Genomic DNA, 23,402 nt, shown 5'->3' on the forward strand with positions numbered 1-23,402 from the left:
AAGGTCGATAATAGTTTGGCTTTGCGGTATGATTGCGCAAAATTTTTTAACTTATGCCCTGACTAGGCTGGTCTATTTAAGGTTATAATATTTAAGTCATTTTTAATGGTTTTAGGACTGAAAATAGATTAACTAAGAGAGTGTTAAATGAAGATATTAGTCACTGGTGGTGCTGGGTTTATTGGTTCTGCAGTTATTCGCCACATTATTCTAAATACTCAAGATGAAGTCATCAACTTAGATAAACTAACTTATGCAGGAAACTTAGAATCTTTGGATGTTGTAAAGCAAAGTAAGCGTTATGCTTTTGAACATGCAGATATATGTGACTCAAGTGAGATGAATCGCATCTTTGACCAATATCAACCTGATGCAGTTATGCACCTAGCAGCTGAGTCTCACGTTGACCGTTCTATTGACGGCCCCGCTGCATTTATTGAAACGAATATTCTAGGTACATACACTTTGCTAGAAGCAGCTCGTAATTATTGGAATGGCTTAGGTGATACAGGTAGAAGTGCATTTCGTTTCCATCATATCTCCACTGATGAAGTTTATGGCGATTTGGAAGGTACGGATGGCTTGTTTACGGAAGAAACTTCTTATGAACCTTCTTCGCCGTACTCTGCTTCTAAAGCATCTAGCGATCACTTAGTTCGGGCCTGGCTTAGAACCTACGGACTCCCTACAATAGTAACAAACTGTTCCAATAACTACGGCCCATATCATTTTCCTGAAAAACTAATTCCACTTATGATTTTGAACGCCCTAGATGGGAAACCACTACCCGTTTACGGTGATGGAATGCAGATCCGTGACTGGTTGTTTGTGGAAGACCATGCACGAGCACTTTACAAAGTTGTCACTGAAGGCGAGATTGGTCAAACCTATAATATTGGTGGTCATAATGAAAAGGCTAATATCGAAGTTGTGAAAACAATATGCGGGCTGCTTGAGGAATTAGTTCCAGACAAGCCAGCAGGTGTAAACGCTTATTCAGACTTGATCAGTTACGTCACCGACCGACCTGGGCACGATGTACGCTATGCGATCGATGCGTCGAAAATCGAACGTGAATTGGGCTGGAAACCCGAAGAAACGTTTGAGTCGGGCATTCGTAAGACAGTGAAATGGTATTTAAGTAACAAGCAATGGTGGAGCCGTGTGTTAGATGGTTCATACAGTCTTGAGCGTTTAGGAGCAGAGAAATAAGATGAAGGGTATTATTCTTGCCGGTGGTTCTGGCACTCGTCTTTACCCACTAACTCGTGGAGTCTCAAAGCAGCTCTTGCCTGTATACGACAAACCAATGGTGTTTTATCCAATATCTACACTTATGTTGGCAGGCATTCGCGATATCCTCATTATCACAACGCCAGAAGACCAAGCTGGCTTTAAGCGTTTACTTGGAGATGGGAGTTGTTTTGGTATTAATCTGGAGTTTGCTGTCCAGCCTAGCCCAGATGGCCTAGCTCAAGCCTTTATAATTGGTGAGGAGTTCATTGGAGATGACTCGGTATGCCTTGTACTGGGAGACAATATCTTCTATGGCCAAGCTTTCAGTAAACAGCTGCACAATGCTCGCGAGTTAACAGCACAAGGCCTAGCAACGGTATTTGGCTACAAAGTAAAAGACCCTGAACGATTTGGTGTGGTTGAGTTCGATGCAGATATGAAAGCGATCTCGATAGAAGAGAAGCCAGTTGAGCCTAAATCTGATTATGCGGTTACAGGTTTATACTTCTACGATAATCGTGTTGTTGAAATGGCCAAACAAGTTAAGCCATCTGAGCGTGGAGAATTAGAGATCACTACGCTAAACGAAATGTACCTAAATGATGGTTCTCTGAATGTTGAGCTGTTTGGCCGCGGTTTTGCTTGGCTAGATACAGGCACCCATGAGAGCCTTCATGAAGCCTCTTCTTTTGTTCAGACTATTGAGCATGTTCAAGGTCTAAAAGTGGCTTGTCTTGAAGAGATAGCGTGGAAGAATCAATGGCTTTCTGATGGACAGCTTACCGAAATAACCAAATCTATGCTCACAAATGAATATGGCCAGTACTTGAACCGACTTGTCGTCGAGAAGAAGAAGAGAGCTGCCAAACAATGAAAATACTAATTACAGGTTGCCAAGGACAGGTAGGGGATTGCCTCGTACAACGTCTAAATAAGCGAAAAGACGTTGAAGTTATAGCTTACGATCGTGAAGAATTAGATATTACGAATTCAGAGCAAGTGAGTTCGACAATTGCTCGAATGAAGCCCAATGTCATTGTTAACGCCGCAGCTCATACTGCTGTGGACAAGGCGGAAACTGATGTAGAGCAGAGCTATGCCATTAATCACGAAGGTCCTCTTTTCTTAGCTAAAGCGGCAAAAGAAGCAGATGCGTTGCTTCTGCATATTTCTACCGACTATGTATTTGATGGCGCAAAGCTTACTCCTTATAGCGAAACCGATGCTACTGGACCTCAAGGTGTTTATGGAAAGAGCAAGTTAGCGGGAGAGCAAGCGGTAGAGGAACATTGTTCTCGCTATGCAATTTTGCGAACAGCTTGGGTATTTGGTGAACATGGAAACAATTTCGTTAAGACGATGTTGAGATTAGGTATTGATAAACCAGAACTCGGTATTATAGGTGACCAGTTTGGTGGGCCAACCTACGCAGGCGATATTGCTGATGTGCTGATCATAATGATGGATAAATTTAGCGAATCTAACAGCGATCTTTCAGGCGTATATCATTTTTCAGGTGCTCCTCATGTTAGCTGGTATGAATTTGCCTGTGAGATCTTTTCACAAGCAATGGTTCACGATGTCCTGAAGAATGCCCCAAAAGTAAACAAGATAACAGCTGACCAGTATCCACTACCCGCACCAAGACCTGAAAATTCGCGATTAGATTGCAGCAAGATAGAGTCTGTGTTCGGAGTAACGCCGAGCGATTGGAAATTAGCATTGACCAATATTGCGGAATACAAGTAATGAAAGTAATTGATACCAAAATCCCAGACGTAAAAATCATTGAGCCACAAGTTTTTGGTGATGAACGCGGATTTTTCATGGAAACATGGCAACAAAAGAAATTTGAAGAATTAGTAACTAGCGGTAAACCAATAACTTTTGTTCAAGATAATCACTCTAAATCGAAAAAAGGTATTCTGCGAGGCTTACATTACCAGACAGAAAATACCCAAGGTAAGTTAGTCAGAGTTGTATCAGGTGAGGTTTTTGATGTGGCTGTTGATATTCGTAAGGACTCTACCACATTTGGTCAATGGGTTGGAGTTTTGCTTTCGGCTGAAAACAAGCGCCAATTATGGGTTCCAGAAGGTTTTGCTCATGGTTTTTATGTGACTAGTGAAGAAGCAGAGTTTGTATATAAATGCACAGACTATTATAACCCGCAATCAGAAGTGTCAATAAAGTGGAATGATCCAATTTTAGGTATTACTTGGCCTATGGGTTGTCACGAATTTCCGCTGCTATCAGAGAAAGACAGAAACGGTATTAATTTTAGAGAGTTAAAGTATGTTACAGAATAAAACAGTATTAATTACAGGCGGAACGGGGTCATTTGGTAAGCAATTTATTAAAACAATTCTTGAACAGTATTCCGATGTAAAAAAAATCATTATATTTTCTCGAGATGAACTTAAGCAGTTTGAGATTAAACAACAATATCCATTTGATAAATATCCTCAATTACGTTTTTTTATTGGAGACATTCGTGATAGACAACGACTAGTGCAGGCATGTGAGGGCGTTGATGTTATTATTCATGCGGCAGCAATAAAGCAAGTAGATACGGCTGAATACAATCCAACAGAGTGCATTCGTACTAATGTCGATGGGGCAGAAAATGTTATCCAAGCGGCACTTCAATGTGGTGTTAATGATGTAGTTGCATTGTCTACTGATAAAGCTTGTGCACCGATTAACCTTTATGGTGCAACTAAGTTAGCGTCAGACAAACTATTTACTGCGGCAAATAATATTAAAGGCTCTAAAGACATTCGCTTTAGTGTTGTTCGCTACGGTAATGTAATGGGTTCTCGTGGTTCAGTTATTCCTTTCTTTATGAATAAGAAAGAAGAAGGAGTTTTGCCAATTACTCATGAAGAAATGACTAGGTTTAATATTTCACTGCAAGATGGGGTGAATATGGTGATGTATGCGTTGGAGAATCATTTAGGTGGCGAGATCTTTGTACCCAAAATCCCGTCTTACAAGATTTTAGATATTGCAGAGGCTGTGGCTCCAGATTGTGAAACAAAAATAGTGGGTATTCGTCCAGGTGAAAAATTGCATGAAGAGATGATTACTGATACAGATTCTTTAAATACCATTGATTTAGGTAAGTACTACGCTATTTTGCCTTCCGTATCTTTTACCTACACAGAGCAAGAGTATCTTAAATACTATAAAGCAGAAAAAGTACCATTTGGCTTTAAATACAACTCAGGTACAAACACTGAGTGGGAAACGATTGAAAGCTTGCGTCAATTAATCAAAGAACACGTTGACCCGAATTTTACAGTGTGAGGATGAAAGTGATTCCGTATGGTAAGCAAGAGATAACGCAACAGGATATTGATGCGGTTGTTGACGTTCTGAAGTCTGATTTTCTTACTCAAGGTCCCCAAGTTCCAGCTTTTGAACAGGCGCTTAACAGTTATACCGGAGCAAAATTTGCTTTGGCAGTAAACAGCGCCACTTCGGCTTTGCACATCGCCTGTCTTGCATTAGGGTTGGGTGAAGGTGATTGGTTGTGGACATCTCCAATTACTTTTGTAGCATCAGCAAATTGTGGTTTGTATTGTGGGGCTAAAGTCGATTTTGTAGATATTGATCCCCAGACATACAACATGTGTCCTGAACAGTTAGAAGAGAAGCTTATTAAAGCTAAAGCAGAAGGTAAGCTCCCAAAGATTGTGGTGCCAGTTCATTTAAGTGGTCAACCCTGTGATATGGCTGCAATTGCCAAACTGGCTAAAAAGTATGGCTTTAAAATCATTGAAGATGCATCTCACGCGATAGGAGGACGGTATCAAGAGGACTGTATCGGTAGTTGTGTATACTCAGATATCACAGTATTCAGCTTCCACCCAGTAAAGATTGTTACTACAGCCGAAGGTGGAGCGGCTCTGACCAATCAAAAAGCTTTAGCTGATAAGATGGCGTTATTTCGTAGCCATGGAGTGACTCGCAACCCTGCTAGTATGGTCGGAGAGTCTCATGGCGACTGGTACTATCAGCAAGTGGTGCTTGGATACAATTATCGAATGACAGAATTACAAGCAGCATTGGGTATTAGCCAAATGTTAAGGGTTGATACATTTGTCTCTGCTCGTCACAAATTGTCAAAACGCTATAACGAACTACTTACTGATTTTCCAGTGACTTTGCCCTATCAGCTGCAAAACACGTATTCCGGGTTGCACCTGTATGTGATTAGATTGAAACTTGAAGAAGTTGATCAGTCTCATCGTCAAATCTTTGAAAAATTAAGAAATGCTGGGATAGGTGTAAATCTGCATTATATACCTGTCCACACTCAACCCTACTATAAAGAAATGGGCTTCAAAGAAGGGGACTTCCCAAATGCGGAGCAGTACTATAAGGAAGCAATCTCTTTACCCTTATTCCATACAATGACATTTGAACAGCAGGACTATGTCATCACTACCTTGAAAACTGTTCTTAGTAATTAGTAAATAGTCAGGTAACTAAACTATGCAAGAAAAAATATTTCTATCTAGTGAGGCCGACCAATGGTTTTTGCGAAATGAAGAAGTTATACGCTCAAAATCGAAAGAGACAGATCATTTATTTCAACTATGTAGCTCTTTAGCTGGTGCTGGCTTAAGCTTGGAGGGGATGAGTGTTTTAGAAGTTGGCTGTGCAAATGGATATCGACTGTCTTGGCTTAAGTCACTTGGTTGCAAGGTAAAAGGTATAGAGCCGAGTGCCAAAGCGGTAGAAAATAGTATACAGAATGAGATCTTACTTGAACATGAGATCGAGCAGAACGATGCAGCTAGCTTTTTCGATAATAATGAGAAGCGGTTCGATATCATTTTGTTTGGGCACTCACTATATCTAGTCGATCCTGAAAGCTACTCGAAAATAGTGCATGGGACAATGAGTGCCCTCAATGAAGGCGGCTATATAGCGATATTTGATTTTAATGCAGTCCCTCATAAGCGTACATATCATCATAAAGATGGGGTATATAGCTACAAAATGAAGTTTGCTAGGATGTTCGATTGGCATCCTCAATATCAGCTCGTATTTCAAAATGTGCTTGAACACAATGGTAGCTTATCGCAAGGTGACATAAATGAAGACTGTGCGCTCACTGCGATTAGAAAAATAAGCAAAGACAATGCTTTTCCGAAGATTGGTGTATAGAAATGAAACTAGCACTTGGTACCGCCCAGTTTGGTTTGGACTACGGTGTTACAAACAATGACGGAAAAGTGCCATTAAAGATTGTGGGGGAAATTTTAGAGTTTGCCCAACTTAATGGTATAAGAGTTATAGACACTGCAATCGCATATGGGAACAGTGAGCAAGTGCTCGGTAACTTTGATTTGTCTAGTTTTTCTGTAGTCTCAAAAATACCTAGTCTCTCTAGAGCCTCTCAATCTATTGAAAGTATGGTCTCTGGGTCTCTGGAGCGGTTAAGAATTGGAAGCTTATACGGTTTACTATTCCACTGTGAAGATGATGTCGTTCATCCTGCATATGTTCATCAACTTAAGGAATTGAAAGAAGGTGGGGTAATACAGAAAGTCGGCGCTTCATTCTATTGCCCAAATAAGGCCTTAGAAGCTATAAATACAGAACAAGTTGATATCATTCAAGTACCCGCTAACCAGTTAGATCAGCGTTTTGAAAAAGCCGGAGTCTTTCAAGCTGCTAAAGAATTTGGGGTTGAAGTACATATTCGCTCACTATTTTTGCAAGGATTGCTAGCTGTCAAGAACAATCGGCGACCTACCAAGTTCCAGGAGCATAAAGATCTCTTGCGTTATGATGTCTATCGTGAGATGCATGACTTGCTTCCGATTGCTTTGGCTTTAGAGTATCTACTAAGTAGAACTCAAGTTTCTTTTGGTGTTATTGGATGTGCTAACGTTAGACAGTTAACGGAAATTATAAATATTTATAATGAGCTATCAGTATCTGAACGTCGACAGACTTTTGATTTATCTTCCGATGATGAACACTTACTGAATCCATCCACATGGTAGTAAAAAACATGAAAATAGTTGTCATATTGCAGGCACGAGCTTCCTCCAGTCGGCTACCACAGAAAGTTCTCCGTCCTATTCTTGATGCTCCAATGCTTCAACGTCAAATAGAGCGAGTACAACGCAGTAAGCTTATCGACCAATTAATTGTTGCAACGTCTGTTGAAGGCTCGGACGATGCGATCGAAGCCCTATGTGGACGGTTAGACGTCCCTTGTTTTAGAGGTAGCCTTGATGATGTATTAGATCGTTTCTATCAAGCAGCGAAAACGTGTCTGCCTGACCACGTAGTTAGATTAACGGGTGATTGCCCGCTTATAGATCCTCAAGTAATCGATAAAGTTTTAAAGCTTCACCTCGACGAAGGTGTAGAGTATACCTCAAATGGTGCTCCACCTACTTATCCAGATGGGTTAGATGTAGAGGTTATGACATTTCGAGCTTTGCAACAAGCATGGACTGAAGCTTCATTAAAATCTGAGCGCGAACATGTAACACCATATATGCGTAACCCCAATTCTGGATTGAGTCATTGTAATGTCACAAATGATGTAGATCTTTCCCATCTACGTTGGACGGTAGATGAGCCAGAAGATCTTGAATTTGTTGTGCGAATTTATGAAAATTTATATGAAAAAAACCCTTGTTTTGGTAGTTCCGAAGTACTGTCTTTTCTCGAAGAGCAACCAGAGGTGATGCAAATCAACCAAGGGTTTGTTCGGAATGAAGGTTATCAGCGGTCTTTGGCCAATGACAAAAGTTGAGTATTAAAATGTCAGAACGTTACAAAAAATCAGAAGAATTACTCGAAAGGGCTCTCAAATCTATACCACTTGGTTCACAAACTTTTTCTAAAAGTATCACGCAGTTCCCTTATGGTGTTTCACCTTACTTTGTTAGTCGAGCTAAGGGAGCAACAATATGGGATGTAGACGATAATCAATATATTGACTTTATTAATGGTTTATTAAGCGTGTCAATTGGTTATGCAGATTTGGATATTACTGAAGCAGTTAAGCAACAGATCGAAACTGGCGTGACCTTCTCTCTCTCCCACGAGCTGGAGATGCAAGTAGCAGAAAAGCTAATAGATCTGGTGCCATGTGCGGAAATGGTCCGTTTCGGTAAGAATGGGACAGATAGCACTTCTGCAGCTATTCGACTTGCTCGGGCCTATACAAAAAAAGAAATTGTTCTCGTATGTGGCTACCATGGTTGGCAGGATTGGTATATAGGTTCGACAACTAGGAGCTTAGGTGTTCCAGAAGTTACTCGTACACTAACGAAAGTGTTTAAGTACAATGATGTAGAGTCATTCGATCAGTTAGTTGATGAGTATAAAGGTGAAATAGCAGCTGTCATCATGGAGCCAATGAATATTGAGTTCCCTAACCCCGGTTTCTTAGAACATATTCGTGAAGTAACCGACAAAGAAAATATTGTAATGGTTTTTGATGAAACAATTACAGGCTGTCGTTTGTCAAAAGGAGGAGCACAGGAACTCTTTGGTGTTATACCTGACCTTGCAACATTTGGTAAAGGTATAGGGAATGGTTACCCACTTTCTGCCATCATGGGAAGAAAAGATATAATGGCCTTGATGGAAGATATTTTTTATTCGGGTACTTTTGCAGGAGAAACATCGGCACTTGCAGCGGCAAATATAGTACTTGATAAAATCAAGAATGAAAATGTCTGTGCTCACTTGGAAGAAATTGGTTCTCACTTAATTAAAGAAGTTCTTCAACTCATTGAAAAGTACGAACTCGGCGAATGTTTTGATTGTGTTGGTCACCCTTCGTGGTCTTTCCTCATATTTAAGGACTCGCAATATGCAACCGCATTTGAGATGAAAACGTTGTTTATGCAAAGTATGTTTGAAATGGGGATTTTAACGTTTGGTTCGCATAATTTAAGTTATGCTCACCAACGAGAAGACATTGACTACTTGATTAAGTCCTATGAAAACTTCTTTGAGTTTTTAAAGTCTTCTATACCAAACACTAACGTTAATTCACTATTGAAATGTGAAGTACTAAAGCCTTTGTTTAAGATTCGATGAAGATTGCAATCAGAGTTGACAGTTCATTGTGGATCGGAAGTGGCCATGTGATGCGTTGTTTAGTCTTAGCTGAAGTCCTTAGAACACGTAAATGGGAAGTCGAGTTTATATGCCAAGCTCAAGATGGTTCTCTCACCGACTTTATTCTAAATAAGGGATTTGTAGTTAAAGAGCTAAGGTCTCCATTTAATGCTCAATTGCTTTGTTCGAGTGGCGATTATAGAACATGGTTGCCACATAGTGAGGAGCAGGACGCTAGAATGTTTATCGATATTGTTGGCTCTGTCGATTGGGTTATCGTAGATCATTATAGTCTTGGTGCTACATGGGAACGGTTTGTTCGTCAAAAAATTGGGTGTCATTTACTTTCTATAGACGATTTAGATCGTAAACATGAAAGCAGTTTGATCCTTGACCAAAATCTATGGCCGGATCTTGAGTCCAGATACTGGTTCTGTAAATGTCAAAGGCTACTTGGCCCCGAGTATGCTTTATTGAGGCATCGTTTCAAAGCTCTAAGGAAAGATCCTCCTCAGAGGCGTAATCAAATGATAGCTTTTTTTGGTGGGACCGACCCAACATTAGAATGTAGTAAGCTACTTAGAGCTCTTTCAAAAATTCCACATTTGCCATTTTATACAATAGTTGTAACCGGATTACAAAACAACAGACATGTCGATCTTGTCACAGAATATGCCGCACTTAAAGGTGTAAAGATTACTCGATTTATAGAGAATTTTGAACTTGAGTTAGCGAGCAGTAAATACGCAATAGGAGCTTCAGGTATCAGTAATTGGGAGCGTTTCTGTTTGAGTATTCCTGCGACGATAGTATCGGTCGCTGATAACCAAAAAGCATTGTCTAGTTACCTTTCCCAAAAAGGCTTAGTTTCTTACTTAGGGGATGGAGGAGAAACAACACCAGAATCGTATATCAAGGAGCTTTGTAGAATTGCTGACAATTGGGACGCTATTCGGCCATTTGAGTTGATAAATATAGATGGGTATGGAGCAGATAGGGTAGTAAGTGTTATGGAGTCATTTTAGATGAAAAACAAGGAAATACAATTTTCTCCTCTTTCACATGATGATTTGGAGTTAATTTTGGAGTGGCGAAATGCGCCAGAAGTTCGCTCTAATATGTATACTAGACACGAAATATCTCTTGATGAGCACAGAGCGTGGTTTGAGCGAGTGAATCAAGATGACTCTAAGGTTAACTTCCTTGTTAAGTTGAATGATGAACCTGTTGGTGTAGTTGGATTTTCTGAGATCAATTTGGTGTATAGAATTGCCACATGGGCTTTCTACGCTTCTCCTTTCGCACCAAGAGGAACGGGATCACTAATGGAGTATCATGCATTAGAGTATGCGTTCGAGGAGCTGAATCTTCATAAACTGCGCTGCGAAGTGTTAGGATTTAATCAAGTAGTAGTGAAATTGCATAAAAAGTTTGGCTTTGTAGAGGAAGGGGTATTGAGAGATGCGTTTTATGATGGGCGATCATATCACAATATCGTACATTTAGGCATATTTTCTCAAGAGTGGAAAAATGTCAAAGGTGAGTTAAAAACAAAGTTGAAAATAGTTTAGTTATATGAATAAAGAAATAGTTATTAATGGGCGAAAAATCGGACCAAACTACCCTCCGTATATTATTGCAGAGCTCTCAGCAAATCATAATGGTGATATTTCCCGAGCATTCAAAATTATGGAGGCAGCTAAAAAAGCTGGAGCTGACGCGATTAAACTGCAAACTTATACCCATGAGACCATTACAATGGATTGTGATTCAGAAGAGTTTCAAATTCGCGGAGGACTATGGGATGGGCAGACACTTTATGAACTATATAAAGGAGCTCATATGCCTTGGGAGTGGCACAAGCCGCTTTTCGACAAAGCTCGCGAATTAGAAATTACGATTTTTAGCTCTCCTTTCGACTTCTCAGCGGTTGAGCTGCTGGAGGAGCTTGAAGCTCCAGCTTATAAGATTGCTTCATTCGAACTTATTGATTTACCTTTAATTAAACGAGTTGCTCAAACGGGTAAACCAATGATTATGTCTACGGGAATGGCTAATGAAGCGGAGATTAAAGAAGCTATTGATGTTGCAAGGAGTAATGGCTGTGAACAGCTGGTTGTGCTTCATTGTGTTAGTGGTTATCCAGCACCAGCAGAGCAATATAACTTAAAAACCATTGCGGATCTTTCTACTCGATTTGGAGTTTTATCTGGTTTATCAGATCATACTCTCGATAATGCGACAGCTGTTGCTTCGGTAGCACTGGGGGCTTGCCTAATTGAAAAGCATGTTACCTTAGATAGACAAGGTGGAGGGGCAGATGACTCATTCTCCCTTGAGCCGAATGAACTTGCACAATTGTGTAACGATTCTCGAACAGCCTGGCAGGCAATCGGTAAGGTGAATTATGAAAGGACAGAAGCAGAAAAGGGGAACGTGCAATTTCGACGCTCGCTATACGCAGTTAAACCCATAAAGCAAGGCGAACGGTTAACGAGTGACAATGTTCGAAGTATTCGCCCCGGATTCGGCTTACTACCAAAACACTATGAACAGGTATTAGAGATGGTAGCAAAAGTAGACATTCCATATGGAACGCCACTTTCATGGTCATTACTGGATTAGATGATGCTCTCTAAAGCTGATTTATTGTTAATAGATAACATTTTTAGAATGAGTAATGATACAAAATAGACGGGCTTAATTAGAATGAATAATTGGAAAAAAATATGGGAAAACAGAAGTTTAGACTTGGTCGAGGATGAGGTTTCTCTTTCTGAACTTATTTCTATTGACGGTTTTGATACGGGTTATGGCACGATTAAAGACAAACACTGGATAGACTATGTTAATCACGTAAAGAAAGAAATGGCAATACGTGATGGGAGCTCTATTTATGAAGTTGGATGTGGTGCTGGGGCTTTTTTGTATGACTTTTTTAAGAACGGCCACAAAGTCGGTGGAATAGATTACTCTGCTTCTCTTATAGAAATATGTAATAAAGTAATTAAGTGCAAAGATGTTAGAGTGGGTGAAGCTTTATCGATTCAGGTTGAAGATAAATATGACTTTATTGTTTCTAATAGCGTATTTTTTTACTTTCCAAGTCTCGAGTATGCTGAAGCTGTTTTAGAAAAAATGATCGAAAAGGCAAATAGTGGAATCGCAATTCTTGAAGTAAATGATTATGACTTCAAAGAGGACGCCTTGAAACTGAGAAAAAAACATCTAACAGAAGAAGAATATAATAAAAGATACGAAGGTCTAGAGCATCTATTTTATAAGCGTGATTGGTTTTACAACATTGCACAAAAACATAACTTACATTGTAAGATTGAAAGTCAGATAATAGAAGATTATCAGAACAGCTCTTACAGATTTAATGTTTATATGAAAAAATCATGAAAACTATTGCCAAGATTATAATTAAAAAAATTCTCTTTGTACTCTCATTTAAGAAGGAATTTCGAGAGTATATGGCCCCTTATTTTAATAAGCGACCTCTAAATGAAGATGACGCAAAAAAAATGGCAAGATGCTGTGATTTGATTGAGTCGTTGGGCCTAACTTATCGTCTCACGGATGGTACAGCTTTAGGGCTTTATCGCAACGGTGAGTTTATCGCTCACGACGACGATGTAGATATTGATATTTTGGACCCCACATCCGATGATATCAAAAGAATCAAAGCACGGTTTTGTGATATGAAAGTAGTAAGAGAAGTTTATTACCGAGGTAAAATACAGCAACTTGCTTACTATGATGATGATAGCTATGTGTTTGATATTGTTTTTTGGTATAAAGACGGTAATAAAGTTCTAAATTACTGTGAGCGGGACTTTGAGAGAACGCAAGATGCTAAGTTTTTTGAAAGAAATACTTTGACAAAGCATGAGTTTTTAGGGCGATTCTATCCGATGGCTTCAGATATTGAAAACTGGCTAGTGTCCCGGTATGGCGAGGATTGGAATATTCCGAAAACCTATAAAGGTGACTGGAAAGAAGAGTGCCAAGATATAAAACGAATGACGAATTAAAAGGTTAGATAATGCAAGTATTAATTCCAGCTGCGGGAATGGGAAGCCGCTTGGGTCGCTATACAAGTGAAAAAACCAAGTGTATGGTGGAAGTCAACGGTAAAACCCTAGTAGAGCGGGCTCTAGACACCTTGGCTAATCACAATATCGATAGATTTATCTTTGTGGTTGGATATCAAAAAGATAAATTAGTTGAGTTGTTGGGTGATAGTTACAAGGGAATCCCTATTAAATATATTCATAATGATAAATATTATGAAACTAACAATATATATTCTATTTACTTAGCAAAAGATATTTTAGCTCAAGATGACACAATTTTAATTGAGAGTGATCTTATCTTTGAAGAAGAGATCATCAAGAAAGTTATAACTAACCCATATCCTAACCTGGCCGTGGTTGATAGGTATAGGCGTTGGATGGATGGAACCGTTGTTACTATTGATGAAAGCTATGATATCCTAGACTTTATATCGGGACGAAAATTTAACTATGACGATGCAGGAAGGTATTATAAAACAGTTAATATTTATAAGTTTTCAAAAGAATTTTTGATTAATAAATACATTCCTTTCTTAGAAGCCTACTCTATCGCGCTTGGCAAAAACGAATACTACGAGCAGGTTTTAAAAATCGTCAATCTTTTAGAGACAAAAGATTTGAAGGCTTTTCCACTGAATGGAGAAAAGTGGTACGAGATAGACGATGCGCAGGATTTAGATAATGCACAAGTTATCTTTTCCGATAGGAAGAAAAAGTCCACGGATTTAACCAAGAGATACGGTGGCTATTGGCGGTATGACGGGCTAGTCGATTTTTGCTACTTGGTTAATCCTTATTTTCCAACTAATAAGATGTTAGATGAATTTAAATATTCATTTGATGTGTTGTTGAGAGAGTATCCTTCAGGTGCAAGAGTACAGTCTTTACTCGCAGCTAAACTATTCAATTGCAATGAAGATCAGATCGTTGTCGGAAATGGGGCTGCAGAATTGATTGATGTTTTAGCAAATCAATTACATATAAAACTAGGGTTGTTTTTACCAACATTTGAAGAATATTCGAGTCGATTTAAAAACTGTAAGATAGGAAAAATAGAAAACAAGGATTATTCGTATAATGCTGATGACATTATAGAGTTTTGTAAAGACACCGAAGGCTTTATCTTAGTAAACCCAGATAACCCTTCCGGCAACTATATTAAATACCATGATTTACTTAAAATAGTGGACTGGTTTGATAAAAACAACAAAATACTTATTGTAGATGAGTCATTTGTTGATTTTTCAGAGGAAGGCATTAATGCAAGCTTACTATCATCAGAACAACTAGAAAAGTCTCCCAACTTAATTGTGATTAAGAGCATCAGCAAGAGCTATGGAGTACCAGGAGCTAGACTTGGCGTTTTGGCTTCATCGAACACGGATTTGATAAAAAGAATTTCGTCATCAATTCCAGTATGGAATATAAACTCTTTTGGAGAATATTTTTTACAGATTATTGGTAAGTACACTAAGGAATATAAAGCTGCTTGTATAAAAATTTCTCAAGAAAGAGAGCGCTTTTATTCAAGACTACAAACTATTCCTTTCTTGAGGCCAATTCCGTCTCAATCAAACTATATTTTGTGCCAAGTAGTGAAGATGGAATCAAGTCAATTGGTTGAAGACCTCGCATATTCTCATGATTTGTTGATAAAAGATTGCAGTAAGAAAGTCGCTTTTGAAGGAAAGCAATATGTTCGAATAGCAATAAAGGATTCTTACGACAATCAAAGATTAATTGACGCACTAGAAGCTCTAGTTTAGGAAATTAAAATGTATGCGTTAGACTTAATAGATGTTGGTCAAATTGTAGAAACAGAAGATCATATACCTGAAAGGGTAGAATGGTTACTTGAAAAAATTAACAGCGAAAAAGTTTGGCGCATACCAATCATTTTAGAAAGGAATACGCTCGCCGTTATGGATGGGCATCATCGCCTCAATGTCGCAAAGAGGCTAGGGTTGTCTCGAGTACCTTCAATTCTTTTGAATTATCATGACGACAATATTGTGGTGACTTCATGGAGAGATGAAGTTTATATCGATAAAGAAGTTGTTATTGATTATATATCTAAAAGGAAAAAGTTTCCCTATAAAACAACTAAGCACATTATAACCCCACATCCAGAAGAAATAGAGATTCCTATTTCCTTTTTGTATTAAAAATGAAGAAACAACTTATCAGTGATAGCTTTATCTATCTCTTTGTGACTGTGATACAGTCTGGTGCGCAGTTTTTAATGCTACCTTATCTTACGCGTAGTCTGTCTATTGAGGATTATGCTAACGCTGAGCTATTTTTAACAGCGTATGGTTTTTTTAACCTTATAATTATTTTTGGTAGTAATACAAATGTATATAAGGACTTCTCTACCAATAAAGGGCTATTAAGTAATTCTAGTGCTTTATATGAATATAGAGTTTCTATCTATCGTTTCTTGTTTTTAAACTCAATATTTTTACTAACGGCTTGTTTGATATTTAGGTTTTTTGCTGGAGAAAAATATGATTACATTGTTTATGCATCGGTATGTTCGGTATTGTATTCTTATTACATTATTGAAAGCTGTATATATCAAATTAAGAAACGTTCAATTTTAATTTTAAAGTTAACAATTTTCTTTGTTTTTTCAAATACTCTAATTACTATACTTCTGATAGAAGTGAATAATTTGGGTTTTGAATCACGAGCTGCTGGTTATATACTGTCATCTTTTGTTATTTTTATATTTTTGTTGCGAAGGGGCAGAGTAAAGATAACTGATGTTTTTAAGTTACCTAACGAATATAAGCCAACAATACTAATGCTTTTGCCACTCTTTATTAGCTCGGTTTTTAGTTGGGTGGCGGAATCGTCTGATAAGATTGTAATTTCCGAGCTTCTATCACTAAATGAAGTTGCAATGTATGCAGTAGGATATAAGTTTGGGATGGTAATTTTATTACTCACTGTTGCTTATTCAAGGGCGTGGATGCCTTATGTTATAGAAAATATTGATAAAAAATTTACAATCTTAAAGGCAGTGTTTTTTTCTGTAGTCTTACTTATGTCACTTACCATATTTTATTTTATTATAGTAACTTTCCTTTATGATATAATGGTACCTGAAGAGTACTTAGAAAGTATTGTGATTGTCTACATTGTTGGAGGTGCTTATGCGATTGACGGGATTTCTAAACTAATTAATTCAGTATTTTTAGGTAAAGGAAAAACTAGTACCTATGTTGTTATTAATATAATAGCTGGAGCCCTTAACTTTATACTTAATATTATTTTAATTCCTATTATTGGTTACATCGGAGCTGCTTACGCTACATTAGTAGCATTTATAGCCTCTGCTTTAATATCATCTTTTTACTACTATAAGTTATACATTACATCTGAGTGATTTATGTCAAGTTTTAAGGAAATGTTAGACAGTAATTTTGATTTTTTTAAATTCAACAAAACTGATCGCAGTAAAGGTACACTACTTTTCGAGCTTTTTGTACACGAAAAGCCTCTTATATATGGTATTGGCAAGATTGCACTACTTTGTGCAGAGGTTAAGGGGTTGGCACCAATTGCAGTAAGGACAGCACGAGTCTCTACTAGCAATGGAGCCTTGATCAACTCTATGGGAATTTCTTCAACAGGAAAGATTCAGCAGTTGTTAGTTTCTGCGATATTTAATTTCTTTTCTATTTTTTTCCTTATGTCAAAGATCAAAGATAAACAGGATATATTAAATCTTAGATATAATGAATATCAAATTGGAAACTATATTTATGATAGTATATTGAGGTCATTAATGATTCCTACTATTGATATAATAGACTACAAGATGAGGCTGAGGATTTTTATTGAGCTTGTTTATTTTTTCTTTTTCCTTCGATTAGTACATAAAGAGAACGTTCAATTTATAGTTATAAGCGATTGTGTTTACCGTTATGGTCTATTATTTGAGATCGCTAGACGTAAGAAGATCGATTGCCTTTCGCCAGTTAGCCTTAACAATCTATCAGTAGCGCTAAACACCAGTGACGAACACTATGAATATCATTACCGGAAGCCTGATGAGACTGTTCTTCAGAACATTTGTCCGTTGGAAGCTAAAGAACAGTTAGATGAGTATTTTGGTAAACGTTACTCTGCTGCAATTGAGCAACACGATGTAATGAAGGCTTATTCGAATGACAAGAGGCAACTAACTAGAGAGCAACTTGATGAAGAGTATGGGCTTGATCCTAAGAAGCCGTTAGTTATGGTCATGTCACATATTTTTTGCGATGCTCCTCATAGCTACCCAAGAACTCTTTATGACGACTACTATACTTGGTGTATAAGGACTATCGAAGAGCTAGCAAAAAACAAGCACATCAATATTTTGGTTAAAGAGCATCCTTCTGCTGGTTTGTACGCCGAAGAGGGGTTGATTGCCAATAAACTCGCTGAGATGGGCTTATCTGATATTCAATTGAAAGATGATGTTCACAATCTTGCGATTTTGAAAGCGGCTGACATTATTGTCACGTGTGGGGGAACGGTCGGACAAGAATTTGTCTATTTTGGAAAACCAGTTGTTTTGGCTGCTTGCCCTCCTTATTCAGAGTACGGCTTTACTTTGGACTTTAAAACAAAAGAAGACTACGAGTCTTATCTAAGAAACGAAGTTCAAAATAGCAAGAGGTTAACTGATATTGAAATGGCAAGAGTTTATCAGGTTTTGTATCATGATTTTATTTTAACCGATAATTATAGTGATGATCTAGAAATTGGCGGACAAAGGTACTTTTTTGGCCGGAAGTTTGATGAAGAGCTATTTTATAAAAGTATTATAGACACAAACAAAGATAATTATAATAATCAAAAGATTTACGGGTTGTTAGAAAAACTGATTAATCAAAATAATAAACACATTTTAAAGTAAATTACAATGAAAGTTTCAGTTATAATCGTAACTTATAATAGCGAGTCAGTTATATTTGATTGTCTTAGCTCTATTAGACGTTTTAATGATATTGGACAAGACCTTGAAGTTATTATTGTCGATAATTCCAAGAATAATAGCCTGCAGTCGAAGTTAAATACATATAATGATGATGGGTTCTTGTGTAGCTATATTCACAACCCCAAAAATGGTGGTTTTGGTCAAGGTAATAATATAGGTGTTAAGCATTGTTCTGGCGATATAGTTTTATTTCTTAATCCTGATACTATTCTAATAGAACCTGTATTCGGAATGTTAGCTTCAATTATGAAAGATCCATCGATTTCGCTATCTGGCTTTAGGCTTGTTGATAGAGATGGCAACGATAATGATAGTGTCGGTTTGTTTCCACAACTAAATTATCTTTTTATACCAAGAAGAATACTGAATTTTCTCGTAATTGATCTGAACGTCATGACTTCTTTCATATACCCTTGGGGGGCAGCCCTAGCGATCAGGAAGAATGACTTTATAGATTATGGTCAGTTTGATGAAAAGATGTTTCTGTGCAATGAAGAGCCCGATCTGACTTTGCGAGTTTTAGAAGGTAAAACTAAAATTATAAATAGCAAGATAGTCCATTTGGAGGGACATACAACGTCGGTTCATGCACATAGATTTAAGGCATGGCTTGAAAGCACGGAGTACTACCTGAATAAACATGGTTTTAGCTACAGGCGCTTTATTTGTATATTTGTTTTTAGAAACTACAGTAAGAAATTATTGAAAAGGCTTCTAGGTAAAAATTTTGATAAAGAGCGAGATGTTCATTTACTTCTATTAGAAGAGTTAAAAAGAATTTACAGTGAAAAATAATGTATCTATCTATTATCACTATTGCATATAACGACATAAATGGTTTGAAAAAAACCGCTGAATCTATTCTCCCTCTGCCTGATAATTGCGAGTGGCTAATTGTTGATGGAGGATCCACTGACGGAACAGTAGAGTTATTAAACACCTTACCAAGGCATTCTAATATATCATATGTTAGCGAGCTTGATGAAGGCATATATGATGCAATGAATAAAGGGATTTTGGCTTCTTCAGGTCAATATTTATCTTTTATGAACTCAGGAGATTGCTATCATAGAGAACAGCTTGAGAAAGTATGTAAGCTAGAGTTAGCTACATCAGATATCATAGCGTTTAATTGTAGTACTGTTATGCCTGATGGTACTCCTGGTAAGGCTCGTCAGTTCCCGTCTAACCTTTCTGAGATTGAAGCTTGGGCATGTATTCAACATCAAAGCACTTTGTATAGTCGGAAAGTGTTTGAAACATTGGGTTTGTATGATTTAAATTATCGCTTTTTGGCCGATTATGAGCATGTCGTTCGAGCTTATAAAAATCAAAATATTAGCTTTGAACTAAGGAATGATGAAAAACTTTCCATTTTTTTATTAGATGGTGTGTCAACTAATATAAAAACGTCTTCTGATGTGTGGTTGGAATATAAAAAAATCCAACAGGATAATTTTGGTTCGTATAGTTATCGGTTGGCTTTTATTTATATTGCTAAATCCCTACTTTCTTATTTACCTTTTGGCGAGAGAGCTTTTAGAGTAGCTAGGAATGTTTTTCTAAGGGAAAGGTGAAAGGTATGAGGCTTTGCTCTAGTCTGGTGAATTACATTGCTGTTGCTTTTTTACTATCATCTTTTTCGAATGTAGTTCCTAGCTTATCTGGTATTTCAAGCGTTATGCTTGTGGGTTTGATAATCACACAATGTTTTTATCTACGCAAAGCCAGCATATTGGCTTTTCTATTGCCTATTGGGGTTCTGATATTTCATGGAGTATACCTTTACATTGGCTTAGCTTTTGGTAATGGAGAGTTGGAGATTGCTTTAAATAACTCTCGTTATCTTATGGTTTTTTTGCTTTTTCCTACTGTTTGTTACATTGCTCAAAAGGGTATGATTTCAAACCTGCTATTACAACTGTCTAAAGTGGTTGTTTTAAAGGCTATATTTGTATCTATTTTAGCCGTTGGCTTGCTTTTAGGCTTTGGTGGTTTTAAGGCTTTCTCGGAACATACCGCAATGCTGATACATCCATTTGTAGGTATGTATAGAGTATTTGATTCTTTTGTAATTTTCTTTCTTTTGGCATTCTATAATTTCAAGCAGAGAAGTACGTCCAGTCAATTTTTATTAATTGTTCTTATGAGTTTCTATGTTTTTATATCGATGTCAATTGGTGTGATTTTTGTCTATCTTATTTCGATTTTTTTCGTGTTATCAAAAAATTACTTTCATGGTACGAAGGGAAAATTATTGCTTGCCAGTGTCTTGGCAATGGTTCTTATTCTAGTAACACTTTTCTTGCTTATGTTCGGACATGAATATATGCAGAGTCTTTATTCAACTTCAAAAGTACACACTCTAATTCAGGATAAACTAATAACTTCAGCAGGGCCTAAGAGCAATCAGGTGTTATGGTTTTTGGATAATATCAGCTTAGTCGGATTCGGAGTCGGTATTTGGTTTGATATTCAGGGTCGATTGGACTCAATGCTTGAAGTGTTGCATGTATATTGGGTATCTACATATGGCGTTATAGGCGCTACAATATTCTACATTTTTATTGTGATTGTGCCATTTATTAAAACTTTAGTTTTAAAGCGGTATGAAGAGATAGTTATTCTCTCGGGAACTTTTGGTATAATACTCTTATGCTCTTTCACAAACCCATATGCTTTGTCTGGGTTTGTGTTTCTATTATTATTGTTAGTTTATGCCTTCGATTCTAAGGTCTTAAACCTGAATAAGACGGACAAACTTGCATCAAAAACGTGAACTTTAAGGTGAATTAATTATGAAAGTCGCTTTGATTACCGGAATTACTGGTCAAGATGGCTCTTACTTAGCGGAGCTCCTTGTTGAAAAGGGTTATGAAGTTCATGGTCTTATCCGTCGAGCATCATCATATAATACTGAGCGTATAGACGCTTTAGTTAACGAGTCTAAAAAAGTTCATCTTCACTATGGTGATCTAACAGATTCTTCAAACCTAATTCGTTTGGTTAAGGAAATTCAACCAGATGAGATCTATAACTTAGGTGCAATGTCACATGTGGCGGTTTCTTTTGAGTCTCCAGAGTATGTTGCTGATGTCGACGGTATGGGGACTCTTCGCCTCCTTGAAGCGATCCGTATCAACGGGTTGGAACAGAAAACTCGTTTTTATCAAGCTTCAACTTCAGAGCTGTATGGTGAGGTTCGTGAAATTCCTCAGCGTGAGACAACTCCTTTTTATCCACGTTCTCCATACGCTGTAGCGAAAATGTATGCATACTGGATCGTAGTTAACTATAGGGAATCTTACGGCATGTACGCATGTAATGGCATTTTGTTTAACCACGAGTCACCGCGCCGTGGTGAAACCTTTGTAACTCGCAAGATTACTCGTGCTATTGCTAACATCTCCCAAGGTTTAGAAACTCGCCTAGAACTTGGCAACATGGATGCGTTGCGTGATTGGGGACATGCTAAAGATTACGTTCGCATGCAATGGATGATGCTTCAACAAGAGCAAGCTGAAGATTTTGTTATTGCTACTGGTAAGCAGATCTCTGTACGCGAGTTTGTTCGTTTGTCAGCGAAGGAAGCGGGTATAGAGCTTGATTTTTCCGGTGAAGGTATTGATGAGATAGCTACTGTGGTGGCTATCGATGAAGAAAAAGCACCAAAAGTGAAAGTTGGTGATGTCATTGTGAAAGTAAACCCTCGCTTCTTCCGTCCAGCGGAAGTAGAGACACTACTTGGTGACCCAAGTAAAGCGAAAGCTAAACTTGGTTGGACTCCAGAGATCACTGTAGAAGAAATGTGTGCAGAAATGGTTGCGTCTGATATCGATAAGGCAAAACAACATGCAGTTCTAAAAGAACACGGATTTGACGTTGCGATCTCACTAGAAAGCTAATTAATCAGTAATACTGATTCGTTTATATTGCAGAGTTCTTCATTTTGGGCTCTGCTTTTTCTATTTATATTATCGGAACTAGTATGAAAAGAGTATTTGTTGCTGGTCACAAAGGTATGGTTGGTTCAGCTATTGTTCGTCAACTATCTAAAGACTCTTCAGTAGAAGTTATTACTAAAGATCGTAATGAGCTTAACCTGTTAGATGCACTAGCCGTCGAGGCGTTTTTTGCGACTCACAATATTGATCAAGTTTACCTTGCGGCCGCGAAAGTCGGTGGAATTGTTGCTAACAATACGTACCCTGCTGAGTTTATCTACCAAAATTTGACGATTCAAAACAATATTATTCACTCTGCACATCTGCATGGTGTTCAAGATTTACTATTCTTAGGGTCGTCTTGTATTTATCCAAAGTTTGCACAACAACCGATGCGTGAAGACTCTTTATTGACTGGAACTTTGGAAGAAACCAATGAGCCTTACGCAATTGCTAAGATTGCCGGTATCAAAATGTGCGAGTCCTATAATCGCCAATATGGTCGCAACTATCGATCAGTAATGCCAACTAATTTGTATGGTGAAAATGATAATTTTCATCCTCAAAACTCTCACGTTATTCCCGCATTGTTGCGTCGCTTCCACGAAGCAAAATTGAATGGCGACAGTAAAGTTGTTGCGTGGGGTAGCGGTAAACCTATGCGAGAGTTTTTACATGTAGATGATATGGCAGCAGCGTCAATTTACGTAATGAATCTTGCTCAAGAGGTGTATCTAGAAAATACGCAAGAAATGCTTAGTCACATAAACGTAGGTACAGGTGTGGATTGTACTATCCGTGAACTTGTTGAAACTGTGGCAAAAGTGGTTGGTTTTGAAGGCGAAATTGAATTTGATACGTCGAAACCAGACGGCACTCCTCGTAAGTTAATGGATGTTTCACGTTTAAAGAGTTTAGGCTGGGAAGCGAAGACGAGCCTAGAAGATGGTCTAACTATGACTTACCAGTGGTTTCTAGAGAATCAAGAAAATTATCGCGGTTAAAGTACCTAGGGTAGAGCTAATATAAGGATTTAAACGAAGC

Annotated in this window: 24 protein-coding genes; all 24 read left to right on the top strand. The window is 37.9% G+C overall.

Annotated elements, in window-relative coordinates; all coding sequences use genetic code 11:
- Positions 1 to 147: 147 nt before the first annotated feature.
- The gene (gene rfbB / locus F0265_RS18615) at positions 148 to 1,212 is read left to right on the top strand and encodes a dTDP-glucose 4,6-dehydratase (RefSeq protein WP_171749980.1); all 1,065 of its coding nucleotides are present in this window, start codon (positions 148 to 150) and stop codon (positions 1,210 to 1,212) included.
- A gap of 1 nt (position 1,213) precedes the next feature.
- Complete coding sequence (gene rfbA, locus F0265_RS18620) at positions 1,214 to 2,110, top strand: glucose-1-phosphate thymidylyltransferase RfbA (protein WP_095665460.1); 897 nt, start codon at positions 1,214 to 1,216, stop codon at positions 2,108 to 2,110.
- Positions 2,107 to 2,985 carry a dTDP-4-dehydrorhamnose reductase gene (rfbD, locus tag F0265_RS18625; RefSeq protein ID WP_171749981.1) on the top strand — a complete coding sequence of 293 codons (879 nt, stop codon included), beginning with the start codon at positions 2,107 to 2,109 and terminating at the stop codon, positions 2,983 to 2,985. The genes rfbA and rfbD overlap by 4 nt, the downstream gene beginning before the upstream one ends.
- A complete protein-coding gene (rfbC, locus tag F0265_RS18630) occupies positions 2,985 to 3,545 on the top strand; it encodes a dTDP-4-dehydrorhamnose 3,5-epimerase (RefSeq protein WP_171749982.1) in 561 nt (186 codons plus the stop codon). The genes rfbD and rfbC overlap by 1 nt, the downstream gene beginning before the upstream one ends.
- Positions 3,532 to 4,545 (top strand): UDP-N-acetylglucosamine 4,6-dehydratase (inverting), encoded by a 1,014-nt coding sequence (gene pseB, locus F0265_RS18635; protein ID WP_171749983.1) that lies wholly within the window; start codon positions 3,532 to 3,534, stop codon positions 4,543 to 4,545. Before rfbC ends, pseB begins: the two co-directional genes overlap by 14 nt.
- Positions 4,542 to 5,714 (top strand): UDP-4-amino-4,6-dideoxy-N-acetyl-beta-L-altrosamine transaminase, encoded by a 1,173-nt coding sequence (gene pseC / locus F0265_RS18640; protein WP_171749984.1) that lies wholly within the window; start codon positions 4,542 to 4,544, stop codon positions 5,712 to 5,714. Before pseB ends, pseC begins: the two co-directional genes overlap by 4 nt.
- A gap of 22 nt (positions 5,715 to 5,736) precedes the next feature.
- A complete protein-coding gene (locus F0265_RS18645) occupies positions 5,737 to 6,414 on the top strand; it encodes a methyltransferase domain-containing protein (RefSeq protein ID WP_171749985.1) in 678 nt (225 codons plus the stop codon).
- A 2-nt stretch (positions 6,415 to 6,416) separates the two neighbouring features.
- Positions 6,417 to 7,259: an aldo/keto reductase gene (locus F0265_RS18650; protein ID WP_171749986.1), complete on the top strand. Its 843-nt coding sequence runs from the start codon at positions 6,417 to 6,419 to the stop codon at positions 7,257 to 7,259.
- An 8-nt stretch (positions 7,260 to 7,267) separates the two neighbouring features.
- Positions 7,268 to 8,023: a glycosyltransferase family protein gene (locus F0265_RS18655; RefSeq protein WP_171749987.1), complete on the top strand. Its 756-nt coding sequence runs from the start codon at positions 7,268 to 7,270 to the stop codon at positions 8,021 to 8,023.
- 8 nt (positions 8,024 to 8,031) lie between these two features.
- Positions 8,032 to 9,321 carry an aminotransferase class III-fold pyridoxal phosphate-dependent enzyme gene (locus F0265_RS18660; RefSeq protein WP_171749988.1) on the top strand — a complete coding sequence of 430 codons (1,290 nt, stop codon included), beginning with the start codon at positions 8,032 to 8,034 and terminating at the stop codon, positions 9,319 to 9,321.
- 50 nt (positions 9,322 to 9,371) lie between these two features.
- Positions 9,372 to 10,367, top strand: coding sequence for a UDP-2,4-diacetamido-2,4,6-trideoxy-beta-L-altropyranose hydrolase (gene pseG, locus F0265_RS18665; RefSeq protein ID WP_253809519.1), 996 nt, complete (start codon positions 9,372 to 9,374; stop codon positions 10,365 to 10,367).
- Positions 10,368 to 10,913 (top strand): UDP-4-amino-4,6-dideoxy-N-acetyl-beta-L-altrosamine N-acetyltransferase, encoded by a 546-nt coding sequence (gene pseH, locus F0265_RS18670; RefSeq protein ID WP_095665452.1) that lies wholly within the window; start codon positions 10,368 to 10,370, stop codon positions 10,911 to 10,913.
- 4 nt (positions 10,914 to 10,917) lie between these two features.
- Positions 10,918 to 11,967, top strand: a complete 1,050-nt coding sequence (gene pseI / locus F0265_RS18675; RefSeq protein WP_171749990.1) for a pseudaminic acid synthase — start codon at positions 10,918 to 10,920, stop codon at positions 11,965 to 11,967.
- An 84-nt stretch (positions 11,968 to 12,051) separates the two neighbouring features.
- Positions 12,052 to 12,747, top strand: coding sequence for a class I SAM-dependent methyltransferase (locus tag F0265_RS18680; RefSeq protein WP_095665450.1), 696 nt, complete (start codon positions 12,052 to 12,054; stop codon positions 12,745 to 12,747).
- The gene (locus tag F0265_RS18685) at positions 12,744 to 13,379 is read left to right on the top strand and encodes a LicD family protein (protein WP_171749991.1); all 636 of its coding nucleotides are present in this window, start codon (positions 12,744 to 12,746) and stop codon (positions 13,377 to 13,379) included. Before F0265_RS18680 ends, F0265_RS18685 begins: the two co-directional genes overlap by 4 nt.
- 11 nt (positions 13,380 to 13,390) lie before the next feature.
- The gene (locus F0265_RS18690) at positions 13,391 to 15,187 is read left to right on the top strand and encodes an aminotransferase class I/II-fold pyridoxal phosphate-dependent enzyme (RefSeq protein ID WP_171749992.1); all 1,797 of its coding nucleotides are present in this window, start codon (positions 13,391 to 13,393) and stop codon (positions 15,185 to 15,187) included.
- 9 nt (positions 15,188 to 15,196) lie between these two features.
- Positions 15,197 to 15,586, top strand: coding sequence for a ParB N-terminal domain-containing protein (locus tag F0265_RS18695; RefSeq protein ID WP_095665447.1), 390 nt, complete (start codon positions 15,197 to 15,199; stop codon positions 15,584 to 15,586).
- 2 nt (positions 15,587 to 15,588) lie between these two features.
- The gene (locus F0265_RS18700) at positions 15,589 to 16,812 is read left to right on the top strand and encodes an oligosaccharide flippase family protein (RefSeq protein WP_171749993.1); all 1,224 of its coding nucleotides are present in this window, start codon (positions 15,589 to 15,591) and stop codon (positions 16,810 to 16,812) included.
- Between the two features lie 3 nt (positions 16,813 to 16,815).
- A complete protein-coding gene (locus F0265_RS18705; RefSeq protein ID WP_171749994.1) occupies positions 16,816 to 18,333 on the top strand; it encodes a hypothetical protein in 1,518 nt (505 codons plus the stop codon).
- A gap of 6 nt (positions 18,334 to 18,339) precedes the next feature.
- The gene (locus F0265_RS18710) at positions 18,340 to 19,209 is read left to right on the top strand and encodes a glycosyltransferase family 2 protein (RefSeq protein ID WP_171749995.1); all 870 of its coding nucleotides are present in this window, start codon (positions 18,340 to 18,342) and stop codon (positions 19,207 to 19,209) included.
- Entirely contained in the window at positions 19,209 to 19,991 is a 783-nt protein-coding gene (locus F0265_RS18715; RefSeq protein WP_171749996.1) for a glycosyltransferase family 2 protein, read from the top strand. The genes F0265_RS18710 and F0265_RS18715 overlap by 1 nt, the downstream gene beginning before the upstream one ends.
- A 5-nt stretch (positions 19,992 to 19,996) precedes the next feature.
- Positions 19,997 to 21,193 carry a hypothetical protein gene (locus F0265_RS18720; protein ID WP_171749997.1) on the top strand — a complete coding sequence of 399 codons (1,197 nt, stop codon included), beginning with the start codon at positions 19,997 to 19,999 and terminating at the stop codon, positions 21,191 to 21,193.
- A 19-nt stretch (positions 21,194 to 21,212) separates the two neighbouring features.
- A complete protein-coding gene (gene gmd / locus F0265_RS18725; RefSeq protein WP_095665441.1) occupies positions 21,213 to 22,319 on the top strand; it encodes a GDP-mannose 4,6-dehydratase in 1,107 nt (368 codons plus the stop codon).
- 83 nt (positions 22,320 to 22,402) lie between these two features.
- Positions 22,403 to 23,362, top strand: coding sequence for a GDP-L-fucose synthase (locus F0265_RS18730; protein WP_171749998.1), 960 nt, complete (start codon positions 22,403 to 22,405; stop codon positions 23,360 to 23,362).
- Positions 23,363 to 23,402: the final 40 nt, after the last annotated feature.

The organism is Vibrio sp. RE88 (assembly GCF_013113835.1).
GTDB lineage: Bacteria > Pseudomonadota > Gammaproteobacteria > Enterobacterales > Vibrionaceae > Vibrio.

Bases quoted from the DNA above. Each gene is read 5' to 3' on its own strand.
- F0265_RS18685 (WP_171749991.1), top strand. From the start codon at position 12,744: ATGAAAACTATTGCCAAGATTATAATTAAAAAAATTCTCTTTGTACTC.
- F0265_RS18690 (WP_171749992.1), top strand. From the start codon at position 13,391: ATGCAAGTATTAATTCCAGCTGCGGGAATGGGAAGCCGCTTGGGTCGC.
- F0265_RS18705 (WP_171749994.1), top strand. From the start codon at position 16,816: ATGTCAAGTTTTAAGGAAATGTTAGACAGTAATTTTGATTTTTTTAAA.
- rfbC (WP_171749982.1), top strand. From the start codon at position 2,985: ATGAAAGTAATTGATACCAAAATCCCAGACGTAAAAATCATTGAGCCA.
- F0265_RS18680 (WP_095665450.1), top strand. From the start codon at position 12,052: ATGAATAATTGGAAAAAAATATGGGAAAACAGAAGTTTAGACTTGGTC.
- F0265_RS18695 (WP_095665447.1), top strand. From the start codon at position 15,197: ATGTATGCGTTAGACTTAATAGATGTTGGTCAAATTGTAGAAACAGAA.
- rfbB (WP_171749980.1), top strand. From the start codon at position 148: ATGAAGATATTAGTCACTGGTGGTGCTGGGTTTATTGGTTCTGCAGTT.
- F0265_RS18650 (WP_171749986.1), top strand. From the start codon at position 6,417: ATGAAACTAGCACTTGGTACCGCCCAGTTTGGTTTGGACTACGGTGTT.
- gmd (WP_095665441.1), top strand. From the start codon at position 21,213: ATGAAAGTCGCTTTGATTACCGGAATTACTGGTCAAGATGGCTCTTAC.
- pseG (WP_253809519.1), top strand. From the start codon at position 9,372: ATGCGTTGTTTAGTCTTAGCTGAAGTCCTTAGAACACGTAAATGGGAA.
- F0265_RS18730 (WP_171749998.1), top strand. From the start codon at position 22,403: ATGAAAAGAGTATTTGTTGCTGGTCACAAAGGTATGGTTGGTTCAGCT.
- F0265_RS18700 (WP_171749993.1), top strand. From the start codon at position 15,589: ATGAAGAAACAACTTATCAGTGATAGCTTTATCTATCTCTTTGTGACT.
- rfbA (WP_095665460.1), top strand. From the start codon at position 1,214: ATGAAGGGTATTATTCTTGCCGGTGGTTCTGGCACTCGTCTTTACCCA.
- F0265_RS18655 (WP_171749987.1), top strand. From the start codon at position 7,268: ATGAAAATAGTTGTCATATTGCAGGCACGAGCTTCCTCCAGTCGGCTA.
- pseB (WP_171749983.1), top strand. From the start codon at position 3,532: ATGTTACAGAATAAAACAGTATTAATTACAGGCGGAACGGGGTCATTT.
- F0265_RS18645 (WP_171749985.1), top strand. From the start codon at position 5,737: ATGCAAGAAAAAATATTTCTATCTAGTGAGGCCGACCAATGGTTTTTG.
- rfbD (WP_171749981.1), top strand. From the start codon at position 2,107: ATGAAAATACTAATTACAGGTTGCCAAGGACAGGTAGGGGATTGCCTC.
- F0265_RS18715 (WP_171749996.1), top strand. From the start codon at position 19,209: ATGTATCTATCTATTATCACTATTGCATATAACGACATAAATGGTTTG.
- F0265_RS18660 (WP_171749988.1), top strand. From the start codon at position 8,032: ATGTCAGAACGTTACAAAAAATCAGAAGAATTACTCGAAAGGGCTCTC.
- F0265_RS18720 (WP_171749997.1), top strand. From the start codon at position 19,997: ATGAGGCTTTGCTCTAGTCTGGTGAATTACATTGCTGTTGCTTTTTTA.
- pseH (WP_095665452.1), top strand. From the start codon at position 10,368: ATGAAAAACAAGGAAATACAATTTTCTCCTCTTTCACATGATGATTTG.
- F0265_RS18710 (WP_171749995.1), top strand. From the start codon at position 18,340: ATGAAAGTTTCAGTTATAATCGTAACTTATAATAGCGAGTCAGTTATA.
- pseI (WP_171749990.1), top strand. From the start codon at position 10,918: ATGAATAAAGAAATAGTTATTAATGGGCGAAAAATCGGACCAAACTAC.